This window comes from Angustibacter aerolatus, assembly GCF_054776675.1.
Map to the genome: position 1 here is coordinate 1 of NZ_BAAHBM010000024.1, position 15704 is coordinate 15704.

The 15704-nt window shown below is 75.7% G+C and carries 12 protein-coding genes; 4 read left to right on the top strand and 8 right to left on the bottom strand.

Annotated elements, in window-relative coordinates; all coding sequences use genetic code 11:
• Both ACYVI6_RS07920 and hflX read right to left on the bottom strand, forming a co-directional pair.
• The coding region (locus ACYVI6_RS07920; RefSeq protein WP_460445851.1) for an ATP-dependent DNA helicase at positions 1-1908 on the bottom strand (1908 nt) is incomplete at its 3' end.
• Between the two features lie 82 nt (positions 1909-1990).
• Entirely contained in the window at positions 1991-3406 is a 1416-nt protein-coding gene (gene hflX / locus ACYVI6_RS07925; protein WP_460445881.1) for a GTPase HflX, read from the bottom strand.
• A 212-nt stretch (positions 3407-3618) separates the two neighbouring features.
• Here hflX and ACYVI6_RS07930 point away from each other — a divergent pair, with 212 nt between their 5' ends.
• Positions 3619-4215 carry a class I SAM-dependent methyltransferase gene (locus tag ACYVI6_RS07930; RefSeq protein ID WP_460445852.1) on the top strand — a complete coding sequence of 199 codons (597 nt, stop codon included), beginning with the start codon at positions 3619-3621 and terminating at the stop codon, positions 4213-4215.
• On the opposite strand, the gene ggt is transcribed toward ACYVI6_RS07930, so the two are convergent.
• The 4 genes from ggt to miaB form a co-directional block, all read right to left on the bottom strand.
• Complete coding sequence (gene ggt / locus ACYVI6_RS07935) at positions 4212-6044, bottom strand: gamma-glutamyltransferase (RefSeq protein WP_460445853.1); 1833 nt, start codon at positions 6042-6044, stop codon at positions 4212-4214. The genes ACYVI6_RS07930 and ggt overlap by 4 nt on opposite strands.
• Positions 6045-6109: 65 nt before the next feature.
• Entirely contained in the window at positions 6110-7003 is an 894-nt protein-coding gene (gene dapF, locus ACYVI6_RS07940; protein WP_460445854.1) for a diaminopimelate epimerase, read from the bottom strand.
• 7 nt (positions 7004-7010) lie between these two features.
• Positions 7011-7943, bottom strand: a complete 933-nt coding sequence (miaA, locus tag ACYVI6_RS07945) for a tRNA (adenosine(37)-N6)-dimethylallyltransferase MiaA (RefSeq protein ID WP_460445855.1) — start codon at positions 7941-7943, stop codon at positions 7011-7013.
• Positions 7944-7983: 40 nt separating this feature from the next.
• On the bottom strand, positions 7984-9516 hold the full coding sequence (gene miaB, locus ACYVI6_RS07950; RefSeq protein WP_460445856.1) for a tRNA (N6-isopentenyl adenosine(37)-C2)-methylthiotransferase MiaB: 1533 nt from the start codon (positions 9514-9516) through the stop codon (positions 7984-7986).
• Positions 9517-9651: 135 nt separating this feature from the next.
• Here miaB and ACYVI6_RS07955 point away from each other — a divergent pair, with 135 nt between their 5' ends.
• Together ACYVI6_RS07955 and ACYVI6_RS07960 are read left to right on the top strand one after the other, a co-directional pair.
• Entirely contained in the window at positions 9652-11274 is a 1623-nt protein-coding gene (locus tag ACYVI6_RS07955) for a M1 family metallopeptidase (RefSeq protein WP_460445857.1), read from the top strand.
• An 87-nt stretch (positions 11275-11361) separates the two neighbouring features.
• Positions 11362-12402 carry a GGDEF domain-containing protein gene (locus ACYVI6_RS07960; protein WP_460445858.1) on the top strand — a complete coding sequence of 347 codons (1041 nt, stop codon included), beginning with the start codon at positions 11362-11364 and terminating at the stop codon, positions 12400-12402.
• Here the strand turns inward: ACYVI6_RS07960 and ACYVI6_RS07965 are convergent.
• Positions 12389-13180, bottom strand: coding sequence for an SDR family NAD(P)-dependent oxidoreductase (locus ACYVI6_RS07965; protein ID WP_460445859.1), 792 nt, complete (start codon positions 13178-13180; stop codon positions 12389-12391). The genes ACYVI6_RS07960 and ACYVI6_RS07965 overlap by 14 nt on opposite strands.
• Positions 13181-13234: 54 nt before the next feature.
• On the opposite strand from ACYVI6_RS07965, the gene ACYVI6_RS07970 reads away from it, so the two are divergent.
• Complete coding sequence (locus tag ACYVI6_RS07970) at positions 13235-14245, top strand: TAXI family TRAP transporter solute-binding subunit (RefSeq protein ID WP_460445860.1); 1011 nt, start codon at positions 13235-13237, stop codon at positions 14243-14245.
• On the opposite strand, the gene ACYVI6_RS07975 is transcribed toward ACYVI6_RS07970, so the two are convergent.
• A complete protein-coding gene (locus tag ACYVI6_RS07975; protein WP_460445861.1) occupies positions 14242-15702 on the bottom strand; it encodes a sensor histidine kinase in 1461 nt (486 codons plus the stop codon). The genes ACYVI6_RS07970 and ACYVI6_RS07975 overlap by 4 nt on opposite strands.
• Positions 15703-15704 lie beyond the last annotated feature (2 nt).

The window sequence follows — 15704 nt, forward strand, 5'->3', positions numbered from 1 at the left end:
GGCGAGCGCCAGCTCGCGGTCGGCGGTCGGCCAGAACGGCGGCAGCGACGCGCGCAGGAACGAGCCGTAGCGGGCCGTGGCGAAGCGCGGGTCGAGGATCGCGACGACGCCGCGGTCGTCGCCCGAGCGCACCAGGCGGCCGGCGCCCTGGGCCAGCCGCAGCGCCGCGTGGGTGGCGGCGACCGCCATGAAGCCGTTGCCGCCGGCGTCGGCGACGGCCTGCGCGCGCGCTGACATCAGCGGGTCGTCGGGGCGCGGGAACGGGATGCGGTCGATGACGACGAGCTGGCAGGCCGGGCCGGGCACGTCGACGCCCTGCCAGAGCGACAGCGTGCCGACCAGGCAGGTGCGCGCGTCGCGGGCGAACTCGCGCACCAGGGTCGGCGTCTGGTCGTCGCCCTGGCAGAGCACCGGCACGTCGAGCCGCTCGCGCAGGGCCTCGGCGGCGGCCTGGGCGGCGCGGCGCGAGGAGAACAGCCCGAGCGTGCGGCCGCCGGCGGCGCGCACCAGGTCGGCCAGCTCGTCCATCGCCGCGTCGGACGTCCCGTCGCGGCCGGGCGGCGGCAGGTGCTTGGCGCAGTAGAGGATCGCCTGCTTCGGGTAGTCGAACGGGCTGCCGACGTCGAGCCCCTGCCACGGCGGGGCGTCAGGCCCGGCGAGACCCACGCTGCGGGCGACCGACTCGAAGCTGCCGCCGAGCTCGAGGGTGGCCGAGGTGAGCACGACGGTGCGGTCGCCGTAGAGCCGCTCGCGCAGGATGCCCGCCACCCGGATCGGCGCGACGTGCAGCACCGGCCCGCGACGCTGGTCGTCGCCGACCCACATCACGTCGTGCTCGGACTGGTCGAGCAGCCGCTGCGCGACGTCGAACACCTCGTCGACCTGGGCCCGCGCGACCTGGCGGGCGCCGTCGACCTCGGCGCCGCGCTCGGGCTTCAGCTCGGTCTGCAGGGTGCGGGCGGCGTCGCGCACCAGGGTGAGCGCCTGGCCCAGCTGCGGCGGCAGCGTCGCGAGCCGGCCGGGCTGCACCAGCTCGAGGGCGCTGCGCAGCGCCTCGCCCGCGCCGTCGAGCGCGTCTGCGTCGGCGAACGCCGAGCTGCGCCGGGCGGCGCGCTCGACCACCGAACCGGTGAGCTCGTCGGTGATCGTGGAGGTGACCCGGTCGACCAGCTCGTGCGCCTCGTCGACCACGACGAGGTCGTGCTCGGGCAGGATCGCGCGGCCCTCGAACGCGTCGATGGCGAGGATCGAGTGGTTGGTGACGACGACGTCGCTCTCGCGCGCCGCCGACCGGGCCTGCTCGACGAAGCACTCGTCGAACACCGGGCACTTGCTGCCGAGGCACTCGTGCGCCGAGACCGACACCTGGCGCCAGGCCCGTTCTGAGACGCCGGGCACCAGCTCGTCGCGGTCACCGGACGCCGTCTCGTCGGCCCACTCGCGCAGCCGCAGCACCTCGTCGCCGAGCCGGCTCGCGGCCTGGGCGCGCGCGGTGGAGGTCGGGAACAGCGCGTCCTCGTCGTCGTTCGGGAACCCGCCGACGAGCTTGTGCCGGCACAGGTAGTTGCGCCGCCCCTTCACCAGCCCGTACGTCGGACGCCGGCCGAGCGCGGGGGCGAGGGCGTCGGCGATGCGCGGCAGGTCGCGGTCGACCACCTGCGCCTGCAGCGCGAGCGTGGCCGTCGCGACGATCGCCGGACGCCGGGTGGCGACGGCGTGCGCGATGGCGGGCACGAGGTACGCGAGCGACTTGCCGGTGCCGGTGCCGGCCTGCACGAGCAGGTGCTCCTCGGCCTCGACGGCGTGCTCGACCGCCCGGGCCATCTGCACCTGCCCCGGGCGCTGCACCCCGCCGACCCCCGACACCGCCGCGTCGAGCAGGTCGCGCAGGCTGGGGGTCTCGGGCACCGGACGAATCTACCCGCGGCGGCCGACACCCCGTCGTCCGCCGCGCCCGCCTGTGGACGACCGGAGTGCCTGCGCGGCCGGGTCAGGCCACCGGGTAGGGCTCGAGCTCGGCGGCGAGGCGGCTGCCGACCCTGGCCCGCAGGCGGGTGCCGGCCGCGGTGTGCTCCTCGTCCAGCACCTCGCCGTCGACGTGCACCCGGCTCACCAGGTCACCGCGCTCGTACGGCACCAGCACCTCGACCTCGACGCGCGGGTGCGGCAGCAGCTCGGTGACCCGCTCGCGCAGCTCCTCGATGCCGGCGCCGGTGCGCGCCGACACCACCACCAGGGTCGGGTTGCGGCGGCGCAGCCGGTCGACGACCTCGGGGTCGGCTGCGTCGGACTTGTTCAGCACGAGCAGCTCGGGCAGGTTCTGCGCGTCGACGTCGGCCAGCACCTCGCGGACGGCCGCGATCTGACCCTCCGGGTCGGGGTCGGACCCGTCGACGACGTGCAGCACCAGGTCGCTCTCGGCGACCTCCTCGAGCGTCGAGCGGAACGCCTCGACGAGCTGGTGCGGCAGCTGGCGCACGAACCCGACGGTGTCGGACAGCGTGAACTCGCGGCCGTCCGGCGTGCGGGTGCGGCGCACGGTCGGGTCGAGGGTCGCGAAGAGCGCGTCCTCGACCAGCACGCCGGCGCCGGTGAGCCGGTTGAGGATGCTCGACTTGCCGGCGTTGGTGTAGCCGGCGATGGCGACCGAGGGCACCTGGAGGGCGCGCCGGTGGTGGCGGCCGACCTCGCGCGAGGTGCTCATGTGCTTGATCTGCCGGCGCAGCTTGGCCATCCGGGTGCGGATGCGGCGCCGGTCGAGCTCGATCTTCGTCTCACCGGGGCCGCGCGAGCCGATGCCCGCACCGCCGGCGACCCGGCCACCCGCCTGGCGCGACATCGACTCGCCCCAGCCGCGCAGCCGCGGCAGCAGGTACTCGAGCTGGGCGAGCTCGACCTGCGCCTTGCCCTCCCGGCTCTTGGCGTGCTGGGCGAAGATGTCGAGGATCAGCGCGGTGCGGTCGATGACCTTGACCTGCACGACGTCCTCGAGCGAGCGGCGCTGCGAGGGCGACAGCTCGCCGTCGCAGACCACCGTGTCGGCGCCGGTCGCCACCACGACGTCACGCAGCTCGCGGGCCTTGCCCGACCCGAGGAACGTGCTGGCGTCGGGCTGGTCGCGCCGCTGCCACATGGCGTCGAGCACCTGCGACCCGGCCGTCTCGGCCAGCGCCGCGAGCTCCCGCATGCCCAGCTCGGCGGCGGCGGGCTGCCCGTCGTAGACGCCGGCCAGCACGACGCGCTCCAGCCGCAGCTGGCGGTACTCGACCTCGGTGACGTCGGCCAGCTCGGTCGAGAGCCCGGCGACGCGGCGCAGGGCGCGGCGCTCCTCCAGGTCGAGCTGCTCGCCGTCGTACGTCTCGTCCGCGTCGACGTCCGGGGCCGCGTCGGCAGCGCGCAGGGGCACGTCGAACGGGTCGGTGTCGGGACCGCCGGCGAGGTCGTGTGCGTCGACGACCTCGGCGACGGCGTGCTGGGCGGTTCCGGTCTTGCGGCTCACGAGGCTCCAAGCAGGTGGGGTGCGGCTGGCGGTGCGTCTCCAACCTGACACGTCAACGCCCGGGGCGACCACTGGATTCCGGTGCGATCTGCGACGACGCCGCCTGGGAGACTGCTCTCGTGGAGCACTACTTCACGGCCGAGCCCGCCTCCGCCGCGCAGCGCCGCGCCCTGCGGGTGCGGCTGGACCAGCACGACCTGACCCTCGAGACGGCGTCCGGCGTGTTCAGCCCCGACCGCCTCGACACCGGCACCCAGGTGCTGCTGCGAGCCGTGCCCGACCCCCCGGCGTCCGGGCACCTGCTCGATGTCGGGTGCGGCTGGGGGGCGGTCGCGCTGACCATGGCGCTGCGCAGCCCCGGCGCCACCGTGCACGCCGTCGACGTGAACGAGCGGGCGCTCGACCTCACCCGCCGCAACGCCGACGCGGCCGGGGTGCGCGTCTCCGCCGCCCTGCCGGACGACGTCCCGGACGACCTGCGGTTCGCCGCGCTCTGGAGCAACCCGCCGATCCGCGTCGGCAAGCCCGCGCTGCACGAGCTGCTGCTGCGCTGGCTGCCGCGCCTCGACGCGGGCGGCAGCGCCTACCTGGTCGTGCAGAAGAACCTGGGGTCGGACAGCCTGCAGCGCTGGCTCGCCGAGCAGCTGCCCGACCACGACGTCACCCGGTTCGCGAGCGACCGGGGGTTCCGGGTGCTGCGCGTCGAGGCGCCCTAGCGCGTCGAGGCGACCGGACGCCGGTCGGGGTGCACGACCAGCGCCGAGCCGCCGCCGCGCCGCACCGTCTCGGCGGCCGCCTCGAACCGGTTGCGCCCCAGCAACCGGATGCCGGTCGCGGCGCCGATCTCGGGGTTCAGCTCGAGGTCGTGCCCCAGCGCGGTCAGGCCCGCGCCGGTCGCGCCGTCGAAGATCTGCGGCTCGGCCTCCGTGGTGGCGGCGTTGCGCGACGACAACCGCGGCGCAGCGATGGCGTCGACCAGCGGCAGGCCGCGGTCGAGGTGCTCGGTGAGCACCTGGGCGACCGTGGTGATGATCGTCGCCCCGCCGGGCGACCCGAGTGCGAGCACCGGCCGGTGGCCGTCGGTCACGATGGTCGGGCTGATCGACGAGCGCGGCTGCTTGCCGGGGCCGGGCAGGTTCGGGTCGGGCACGCCGGGCTGCGTCGGCACGAAGTTGAAGTCGGTCAGCTCGTTGTTGAGCAGCAACCCGTAGCCGGGCACCGTGATCCCGGAGCCGCCGGTCTGCTCGATGGTGAGCGTGTAGGCCGCCACGTTCCCCCAGCGGTCGGCGACCGTCAGGTGCGTCGTGCCGTGGTCGTCGCGCTGCGCGGCCAGCGTGCCGCCGGCGGGGTCGCACGAGTACGAGCCGTCGGGCGAACCGAACGGGATCGGCCGCGCGTGCGCCTGCTCGGGGTCGAAGAGCGTGCAGGCGCGCTCGTTCGCGAACCCCTGCGACAGCAGCTGCTTCGTCGGCACGCCGCGCACGTCGCCGACCCAGCGACCGCGGTCGGCGAAGGCCGTCGCGGTGGCCTCGGCGAACCGGTGCAGGTACTGCACGTCGTCGACCGACCACAGCGGTCGTCCGGTCTGCCGGTCGTACGCCTCGAGCAGGTTGAGCGCCTCGCCCACGGCGATGCCGCCGGACGACGGCACCGGCATGCCGTAGACACCGAGCCCGCGGTAGGTGGTGCGGGTCGGCTTCAGCACCTTCGCCCGGTAGGCGCGCAGGTCCTTCGTCGTGATCTGCCCGGGGTAGACGCTGCTGCCGTCGGCCGTCTGCGGGTGCCGCGCGGTCTGCACGATCGCCCGCCCGAGCCGGCCGCGGTAGACGGCGTCGACGCCGTCGCGGCGGATCTCGGCGTAGGCGCGCGCCAGGTCGGGGTTGCGGAAGGTGCTGCCGACCGCAGGCGCCTGACCGCCCGGCAGGTACACCTCGGCGGTCGCCGGGAACCGGGCGAACCGGGTGGCGTTGGCCGCGGTCTGGTCGTGGAAGGTCTGGTCGACCACGAAGCCGCGCTGCGCGACCTGCTGCGCCGGGCGCAGGGCCTGCGAGATCGAGCGGGTGCCCCAGCGCCGCAGCACCGTGTCCCACAGCGCCGGCGTGCCGGGCACCCCGACCGACAGGCCGCTGTTCACGACGGTGGTGAAGTCGAGCGGGTCGCCCTGGCCGTCGGTGAAGGTGGTGGGCGTGAACGAGCGCGGCGCGTTCTCGCGGCCGTCGACCGTGCTGATCTTCTGACGCTTCGCGTCGTAGTAGACGAGGAAGCCACCGCCGCCGATGCCGGACGAGTACGGCTCGGTGACCCCGAGCGTCGCGGCGACCGCGACCGCGGCGTCGGCCGCGTTGCCGCCCCGGGCCAGGACGTCGACGCCGACCTTCGTGGCGACGTCGTCGACGCTCGCCACGGCGCCGCCGGTGCCGCGCGACACCGGGACCTTGCCGGTGTCCGGGACGACGGGACCCGGCCGCGCCGGGGCCGCGGCGACGGCGGTCGCGGGCAGCGCGAGCGCCGCGCCGAGGGCACAGGTCAGGGCGATCCGGGTCATCACCCGACGAAACCTACCCCTCGTGTCCAGACCCGACGGGCGTCGTCCACAGGGGGTGGGAGGCCCTAGGCGGGCAGGACGGCGGTGCCGCGGGCCACCAGCACGGCGGGGCCGGCCAGCTCGACGCGGTCGCCGTCGACCCGCACCCGCAGCACGTCGCCGGGCACGTCGACCCGCCAGGTGCCGGGCACCTCGTCGGGGTCCTCGCCCGCGTCGAGCGCCGCCGAGCGGGCCCAGGCCCGCGCGGCCAGCGCGGCCGCCGCCGCTCCCGTGCCGCACGAGCGGGTCTCGCCGACCCCGCGCTCGTGCACCCGCATGGCCACGTGGCCGGGGGCCAGCGGCACCACCAGCTCGACGTTCGTGCCGTGCTCCGGCTCGGGGCGCACGACCGGTGCGACCGTCAGGTCGGCGGCGGCGAGGTCGGCCTCGCCGGGCAGCAGCAGCACCGTGTGCGGGTTGCCCAGGTCGACCGACAGGGCGGCGACGCCGCCGGGCAGACCGTGCACCAGCACCTCGGCGTCACCGCCGGCCGCGAGCGCCGCCTGGCCGCCGACCAGCCGCCACTGCCCCAGGTCGACGGCGATCACGCCGTCCGCGCCGACCGCGACCGCCTTGGTGCCGGCGCGGGTGGCCAGGCCGAACGCGCCCGCGCCGACGAGACCCTCGTCGAGCAGGTAGCGCACGACGACCCGCACGCCGTTGCCGCACATCTCCGCGACGGATCCGTCGGCGTTGCGGTAGTCCATGAACCACTCGGCGTCGCCGGCCTGGGACGCGGCGGCGGGCTCGGCCGCGGCCCGCACGACCCGGATGACGCCGTCCGCGCCGATGCCGGCCCGCCGGTCGGCGAGCGCCCGCACGTCGTCGGCACCGAGGTCGAGCGCGCCGTCGGGGTCGGGCACGAGCACGAAGTCGTTCTCCGTGCCGTGGCCCTTGACGAACGGCAGCGCGCGGCTCATGCGCCCATCATCGCGCACCGGCGGCCGCCGTCCGCACGACGTCGAGCGCGGCGTCGAGCAGCCCGGCGGGCGCGGCGTCGTCGACGTCCAGCCAGGTGGTGCGCCGGTCGCGGCCGAACCACGACCGCTGGCGCCGCGCCAGCCGGCGAGTGGCGCGGGCGGTGTCGTCCTGCGCCTCGGTGGTGGTCGAGGTGCCGTCGAGCTCGGCGAGCGCCTGCGCGTACCCGACCGCCCGCGACGCGGTCAGCCCCGTGCGCAGCCCCAGCCGGTCGAGCCGGCGCACCTCGTCGAGCAGCCCGCCCGCCCACATCCCGACGACCCGCCGCTCGATCCGCGCGTCGAGCACCGGCAGCGCGGCCCGCAGGCCCACCTGCACGGTCGGACGCCGGTGCACCGGGTCGGGCAGCGACGCGACGAACGGCGCACCCGTCAGCTCCACCACCTCGAGCGCGCGCACCACGCGGCGGGTGTTCGTGGGCAGGATCTGCGACGCCGCGACCGGGTCGACCGCCTGCAGCCGCTCGTGCAGCGCCGAGGCACCGAGGTCGGCCGCCTCGGCCTCGAGGCGCGCGCGCACCGCGGGCTCGGTCGGCGGGATCGTCAGCTCGTCGAGGGCGGCGCGCACGTACAGCCCGGAGCCGCCCACCAGCACCGGTGTGCGGCCGCGGGCGAGCAGGTCGTCGACCACGGAGTCGGCCGCTCGCTGGTACGCGGCGACGCTGGCCTCGTCCACGACGTCGAGCACGTCGAGCAGGTGGTGCGGCACACCCTGCTGCTCGGCGGGCGTCAGCTTGGCGGTGCCGACGTCCATGCCGCGGTAGAGCTGCATGGCGTCGGCGTTCACGACCTCGCCGTCGAGCGCCTGCGCGAGCGCGATGCCCAGGTCGGACTTGCCGGTCGCCGTCGGCCCGACGACCGCCACCACCAGCGGCAGGCCCATCAGGCGCGCCGGGCGCGCCGGGCGCGACGGGGTGCGACGGTCAGCGGCACGCCGGTGCGGCGACCGGCGCCGGGGCACCGACGCGCGGAATGCCCAGCCCGACGCCGGCCGGGGCGGCAGGCGCCGCCTGCCGGGCGGCCCAGGCGTCGCCGGCCCGGGTGCGGCGCACCGCGTACGTGCCACCGGCGAGCCCGGAGTCGGCGACCAGGTGGTGCGGCGCGCCGTACGTCACGCCGACGTGGACGACGTCACCCGGGCGGGGCACCTCGGCGCCGTCGGGCACGGCGAAGTGCACCAGCCGGTTGTCGCGGGCCCGCCCGCTGAGCCGGGCGGTCGCGCCGTCCTTGCGGCCCTCGCCCTCGGCGACGAGCACCTCGAGGTCGCGGCCCTCCTGCGCACGGTGCTCGGACCACGACACCTCGTCCTGCAGGGCGACCAGCCGCTCGTAGCGCTCCTGCACGACCTCCTTCGGCAGCTGGTCGGGCAGCTCGGCGGCCGGCGTGCCGGGGCGCTTGGAGTACTGGAACGTGAAGGCGCTGGCGAACCGCGCCTCGCGCACGACGTCGAGCGTCGCGGCGAAGTCGGCCTCGGTCTCGCCGGGGAAGCCCACGATGATGTCGGTGGTGATCGCGGCGTCCGGCATGCGCTCGCGCACTCCCTCGACGATCCGCAGGAACCGCGCCTGCCGGTAGGAGCGGCGCATCGCCCGCAGCACGCGGTCGGACCCCGACTGCAGCGGCATGTGCAGGCTCGGCATGACATTCGGCGTCTCGGCCATCGCGGCCACGACGTCGTCGGTGAACGAGGAGGGGTGCGGGCTGGTGAAGCGCACCCGCTCGAGGCCCTCGACCTCGCCGCAGGCCCGCAGCAGCTTGCCGAACGCCAGCCGGTCGCCGAACTCGACGCCGTAGGTGTTGACGTTCTGCCCGAGCAGCGTGACCTCGAGGGCGCCCTCGGCCACCAGCGCCCGCACCTCGGCCAGCACATCGCCAGGACGCCGGTCGCGCTCGACCCCGCGCAGCGAGGGCACGATGCAGAACGTGCAGGTGTTGTTGCACCCCACGCTGATCGAGACCCAGCCCGCGTAGACCGACTCGCGCCTGGTCGGCAGCGTGGACGGGAACACCTCGAGCGACTCGAGGATCTCGACCTGGGCGGACTCGTTGTGCCGAGCGCGCTCGAGCAGCACCGGCAGCGACCCCAGGTTGTGGGTGCCGAACACGACGTCGACCCAGGGCGCCCGGCGCACGATCTCGCCGCGGTCCTTCTGGGCCAGGCAGCCGCCGACCGCGATCTGCATGCCGGGCCGCTTGCGCTTGACCGGCGCGAGGTGACCGAGGTTGCCGTACAGCTTGTTGTCGGCGTTCTCGCGCACCGCGCAGGTGTTGAGCACCACCACGTCGGCCTGCTCCTCGCCGGCCGCCTCGACGTAGCCGGCCGCCTCGAGCATGCCGCTGAGCCGCTCGGAGTCGTGCACGTTCATCTGGCAGCCGAAGGTGCGCACGCTGTACGTGCGGGGCGGGGCGACGACGGCGGCCTCGGCGGCCGCGGCGATCGGGAGGGTCTCGGTCATGGCGTCGTCCAGCGTAACCGCCGCCGTTGACGGCGAGCCGGCGCTGTGGAAAACCCCTGCGGTGTCGGCGGCGGCCCGTACAGTCCCGGCTGAGGCGCTCCGCAGGGGACGCGCCACCCCCGCGAGGAGCCCGCGTTGCGCCCCAGCCGACCCACCACCCCAGGGCGCCGCGTGCTGCGCGCCACCGCCGTCGCGAGCGTGGCCGCGCTGCTGCCCGGGGCCGCGGCCCGCACCGCCGGCATCGCCGCCGCCGTGCTCGCCGTCCGGGTGCAGGCCGCCCCTGCCCGCGCGGGCAGCGCCGGGATCGGCGACCCGTACTACCCGACGTACGGCAACGGCGGCTACGACGTCACGAACTACGACGTGCGGGTGGGGTACACCCCGCGCACCGACCGGCTCACCGGCCGCACCACCGTCACCGCGACGGCGACCCAGAAGCTGCGCTCGTTCCACCTCGACCTGGCGCTGAAGGTCTCGTCGGTCACCGTCGACGGCGTCCGCGCGAAGGTCGCGCACACCGGTCGCGAGCTCGTCGTCACGCCGCGCCGCACGGTGGCGAAGGGCCACGTGATGCACGTCGTGGTGACCTACGCCGGCACCCCGAGCACGGTCTCGGTGCGCGGGCTGAGCCCCTGGGTGCGCACGAAGGACGGCGCCGTCGCCGTGGGCGAGCCCGAGATCGCCGCCTGGTGGTTCCCGAGCAACGACCACCCGCGCGACAAGGCGACCTACAGCATCCGCGTCACGGTCCCGAAGGGCGTCGAGGCCCTGAGCAACGGCAAGAAGGTCTCGACGAAGACGGCGAGCGGCCGCACCACCTGGCACTGGCGCGAGTCGCGGCCGATGGCCAGCTACCTCGCCTTCTTCGCCGCCGGCCAGTTCGACGTCACGACCCGCGAGGCCGCAGGCGGGCTGCCCGCGATGGTGACCGCCGTCGCGTCGGACGGCGGTGCCGCCGGCCGGTACGCGAAGGCGGACCTGAAGCAGACGCCGGCCGTGCTGACCTGGCTGTCCAAGCAGTGGGGGCGGTACCCGTTCGACGCGATCGGCGGCGTCGCCCCGGCCGCCAGCTTCGGGTTCGCGCTCGAGAACCAGACCCGGCCGGTGTACACCCGCGACTTCTGGTCGGAGGGGTCGAACATCTACGTGATCGTCCACGAGCAGGCGCACCAGTGGTTCGGCGACTCGGTGTCGGTCGACCGCTGGCGCGACATCTGGCTGAACGAGGGCTTCGCGTCGTTCAGCGAGTGGCTGTACTCGGAGCAGCACGGCGACGGCACGGCCCAGCAGATCTTCGACGCGACGTACGCCGTGCACCCCTCGTCCGACCCGTTCTGGCGGCTGGCCGTCGGCGACCCGGGCAAGGGCCACGAGTTCGACGCGGCGGTCTACGACCGCGGCGCCATGACGCTGCAGGCGCTGCGCAACCGCATCGGCGACAAGGCGTTCACCACGGTGATGCGCACCTGGGCGAAGGACCGGCGGTACGGCAACGGCCGGGTGTCGCAGTTCAAGGCGCTCGCCGAGCAGGTGTCGCACCAGCAGCTCGACGCGTTCTTCGACGTCTGGCTGATGCAGACCACCAAGCCCGCCGTCACCGTCGCCAACGGGTTCCCGGCACCCGCCCGCTCGGCCCGCTCCCACGGCCCGGTGGCCGGCGTCCGCTCCCCCGGTGCGGTCACCGTCGACGCGAGCACGCTGCGCGCGACGCTGGCGCGCATGCAGCACGTGCACGACGTGGCGGGCGGTCGCTCCTAGGTCCAGGGGCTCAAGCGGCGTCGCGGCGCGGTCGACATCCTGGAGAGGGGCGTCTGACCACGGCGCCCGCGGACAGGGACCACGACCGTGCCACGCACCGACGACGCCAGCTCGCTGCGCAGCCTCGCCGCGATGGCGCGCGCGCTCGGCCGGTCGGAGCGCCTGCTGGCCATGGTCGAGCTCGCCGCGGAGGAGGCGTGCGTGGCGATGGACGCCGCCAGCGTCTCGATCAGCCGGGTCGAACCCGGCATCGGGTCGGTGCGCACGCTCATCAACGCCGGCGACCTCGGCCCCGACGAGGAGCGCTGGCCGACGGACGAGGTGTACCCCGTCGAGGCCTACGCCCAGCTCGAGGCGGTCGTGCACGACGGGCGCACGCTGATCACCAGCGTCACCGACCCGGCGGCGCCCGCCGAGGAGCTGCGCATCCTGCACGCGCTCGGCAAGGGCTCCGCGCTGCAGGCCGCGATCGCGGTCGACGGCCAGCTGTGGGGCGAGTTCTACGCGACCAGGCACGTGGGCGTCGAGGCGTTCTCCGAGCAGGAATCGGCCTACGCCGAGACCCTCGTCGCCATCCTGGGCGGCGCGGTGTCGCGCGCCCTGCACGTCGAGACGCTCGAGCGGCTGGCCTTCGTCGACCCGCTGACCGGGCTGGCGAACCGCCGGGCGCTCGACGACGCGACGGCACAGGCGTTCGCCGCGCTCGCGGGGCGCCGGGGCCGGCGGATCACCGTCGTCGCCATGGACCTGAACGGGCTGAAGCAGGTGAACGACCGCGGCGGTCACGAGCTCGGCGACCAGCTCATCCGCAGCACCGCCGGCCTGCTCAGCAGCCACTTCGCGACCCTGCCCGGCAGCCTGGTGGCGCGCACGGGCGGCGACGAGTTCGTGGCCCTGGTGCCCGGGCACGGGCGGACGCGGGTGCACGCGACCGCGAGCGCCGCCTGCTCGGCCGTGCACGAGCTGCCGCTCGGCGAGGGCCTGTCGTGCGGCATCGCGACCACCACCGGCGACCTGCCGGTCGCCCTGGACGCCGCGGCGCAGCTCTTCCGGGCCGCCGACGCCGAGCTCTACCGGGCCAAGCAGCGCGGAGACCGCGTGCCGCTGCCCGCCGTCACACCGTCTTGAGCCACCCGCCGTCGACGTAGGTGGTCGAGCCCACGACGTACGAGGCCCGGTCGGAGCAGAGGAACACCATGAGGTCGGCGACCTCCTGCGGCTGGGCGAAGCGGCCGATCGGCGCGTTGTCGCGGGCGATGCGGTCGAGGTACCCCTGCCAGTCGCCGCCCTCGTCGGCGGTCAGGTCGGTGGCGGTGCGCACCCAGTCGGGCGTGAGCACCAGGCCCGGGTTGACGCAGTTCACCCGCACCCCCGAGCCGATCACCTCGTTGGCCAGGTTCTTGGAGAACATCATCAGCGCGGCCTTGGTCGTGTTGTAGACCGGCTCGTAGCCGAGCGGCTGCACCGCGCAGATCGACGCGTTGTGCAGCACGACGCCGCCGCCCCGGGCGATCATCGTCGGCACCAGCGAACGCGCCAGCCGCACCGCGGCCATCACGTGCAGGTCCCAGAACGACTGCCAGCGCTCGTCCGGCGCGTCGAGGATCGTCTCGTTCGAGCCGGCGCCCGCGTTGTTCACCAGCAGGTCGCAGCCGCCGAAGCGCTCGACGACCGCGTCGGTCAGCGCCTGGCACCCCTCGGCCGTCGCGACGTCGCAGGTCACCGGCAGGGTCTGCACGCCGTGCTCCTCGGCGACCCGTCCGGCCACCTCGCGGGCGCGGTCGCCGCCGCGGGCAGCGACCACGACGTGGACGCCCTCCGCAGCCATCCCCTCCACGACGGCCAGGCCGATGCCCGACGTCCCACCGGTGACCACGGCGACCTTGCCGTCCAGCGCCAGCTCCATGCCCGGATCCTGGCACGGTCGTGCCCGGGGCGGGCGATCCGCGACCATGGGCCGGTGTCCCGTGCCACCGGCCCCCGTCCCGCGAGGCGGCACGTCGTCCGCCGGACGACGTGGGCCCTGGCCGTGCTGGTCGGGACGGCCCTCGCCGGGTGCTCTCCGGGCGGGGCCGACCGCGACGACCCGGCGAGCGGGCAGCTGGTCGTCGCCACCGGGAGTCCCGTCGGCGTCTACTACGTGTACGGCACGGCGCTCGCGTACGAGCTGCGCCGCACCAGCCCCGACCTGTCGGTCGAGGTGCTGGCCACCACCGGCTCCGTCGAGAACCTGCGGCTGCTCGGCCGCGGGGCGGCGGGGTGCGCCTTCGTGGCGGCCGACGCCGCGGCCGAGGCTCGCACCGGCAGCGGACCCTTCGACGCGCCGGTCGACCTGCGCGCCGTGGCCCGCGTCTACGACGACTACCTGCACCTGGTGACCCGCGCCGACGGCCCCGTGCGCTCGGTCGACGACCTGCGCGGACGCCGGGTCAGCACCGGCCCGGCCGGCTCGGGCACCCGGCTGGCCGGCGACCGGCTGCTGGCCGCCGCGGGCGTGCCCGGCGGCGACCTCGTCGTCCGGCCGCTGGGCCTCGACGACTCGGTGCAGGCGCTGCGCGACCGTCGCGTCGACGCCTTCTTCTGGTCGGGCGGGCTGCCGACGGGCGGCGTGCAGCAGCTGTCCCGCGACGTCCCGGTGCGCATCGTGCCGCTCGCCGAGCAGGCGGCACCGCTGCGTGCCGCCTACGGCCTTGTCTACCGCCCGGCCGCCATCCCCGCCGGCACCTACGGCAGCGCCGAGTCGGTCGGCACCGTGGCCATCCCCGACCTCGTCGTCTGCGGCCCGGGCACGCCGGCGCCCGTCGTCCGGGCCGTCGTGGGCGCGCTGTTCGACGGGCGCGCCGCGATCGCGCGCACGGTGCCCGCCGCCGACGCCCTCGACCGCCGGTCGGCCATCGAGACCGACCCGGTGCCGCTGCACCCGGCTGCCGCGGCGTGGTTCCGCGAGCGCAAGGCGTACGCGCAGCGCTAGGCCGCGGGGACGACGATGCGGACGGCGAGCCCGCCCTCCGCGGCGCCGGCGACCTCGAGCCGACCGTCGCCGCGACCGAGCACCGTGCGCGCGATCGCCAGCCCCAACCCCGAGCCCTCGACGTTCTGGTGCCGCGGCGCCCGCCAGAACCGGTCACCCGCCCGGCGCAGCTCGTCGGGCGCCAGCCCCTCCCCCTCGTCGCGCACCTGCACCGTCACCTCGGCCTCGTCGTCGTGCACCAGCACGTGCACCCGCGCGTCGGGCGGCCCGAACCGGATGGCGTTGTCGAGCAGCACGTCGAGCGCGACCGACACGGCCATCGGGTCGACGGCGGCGGGGGCGGTGCGGCGGCCGCGCAGCCGCAGCTCGAGGTCGTGCGTGGTGCCGCGGGCCGCCGCAGCCGGTTCCCACGCCGCGAGCCGCGAGCGCACGACCGGCACCAGGTCGTGCCCCGCCGAGCCGTCGTGCCCGGGCGCCGGACCGGCCAGGTCGCCGCGCGCCGCCGCCTCGTGCTCGGCCCGGGCCAGCTCGAGCAGCCGGTCGAGCACCTCCCCCAGCCGGCGTCCCTCGTCGGCGGCGAGCTCGACCCGGTCCGACCAGCCGGCGTCGCCGGACGCGCTCATCGCCAGGTCGTCGAGCCGCAGCTGCAGCGCGTGCAGCAGGTTGCGCAGCTCGTGCGAGGCGTCGGCCACGAACGCGCGCTGCTGCTCCATCGCGTGCTCGACACCGGCCGCCATGTGGTTGAACGACGTCGTGAGCCGGCGCAGCTCGACCGGCCCGGCCCCCGCCGGCACCCGGCTGCCCAGGTGACCGGTGGCCAGCTCGCCGGCCGCGGCGTCCAGCTCGCGCACCGGGCGCAGCACCCACCTCGTCAGGCCAGTCGCCAGCAGCACGCAGGCCAGCAGGGCGGCGAGCTCGGCCAGCCCGAGCACGACCCACGAGCGGAGCACGGCCCGCCGCACGCCCGACGTCGGCGACACCGTGAGCACCGCGCCGACGACGTCACCACCGGTCACGACGGGTTCGGCCACGACGAGCGGCGCGTCCGACCAGGGCAGCACGGCCGCAGGCGGTTCGCTGCGCCGCCCGGCCAGTGCGGCCTGCAGCCGGGCGCGCACGTCGGGCTGGGCGGAGACGGCGACGTCCTCGGCCCCGCCCGCACCGGCCCGCACCTCCCCCGAGCGGCTCACGAGCGCGACCCCGACGGCGTACACCTCGGCGTACCGCCGCAGCTGCGGGGCCAGCGCCGGCGGGGCGGCGCCGACGTCCTGGGCGGTGGCGGCCGCCAACCCGTCGTCGTCGCCGGCGAGGGAGGCGAAGCGGCTGGTGTCGTTGAGCCGGTCGACGAACGCCGCCTGCGTCACCGACCGCGCCTGACCCGCCCCCAGCGGGATGCCCAGGGCCAGCAGCACGACCGCCATGAGCGACACGAGGACGGCCTGCAGCCGCGAGCCCACGC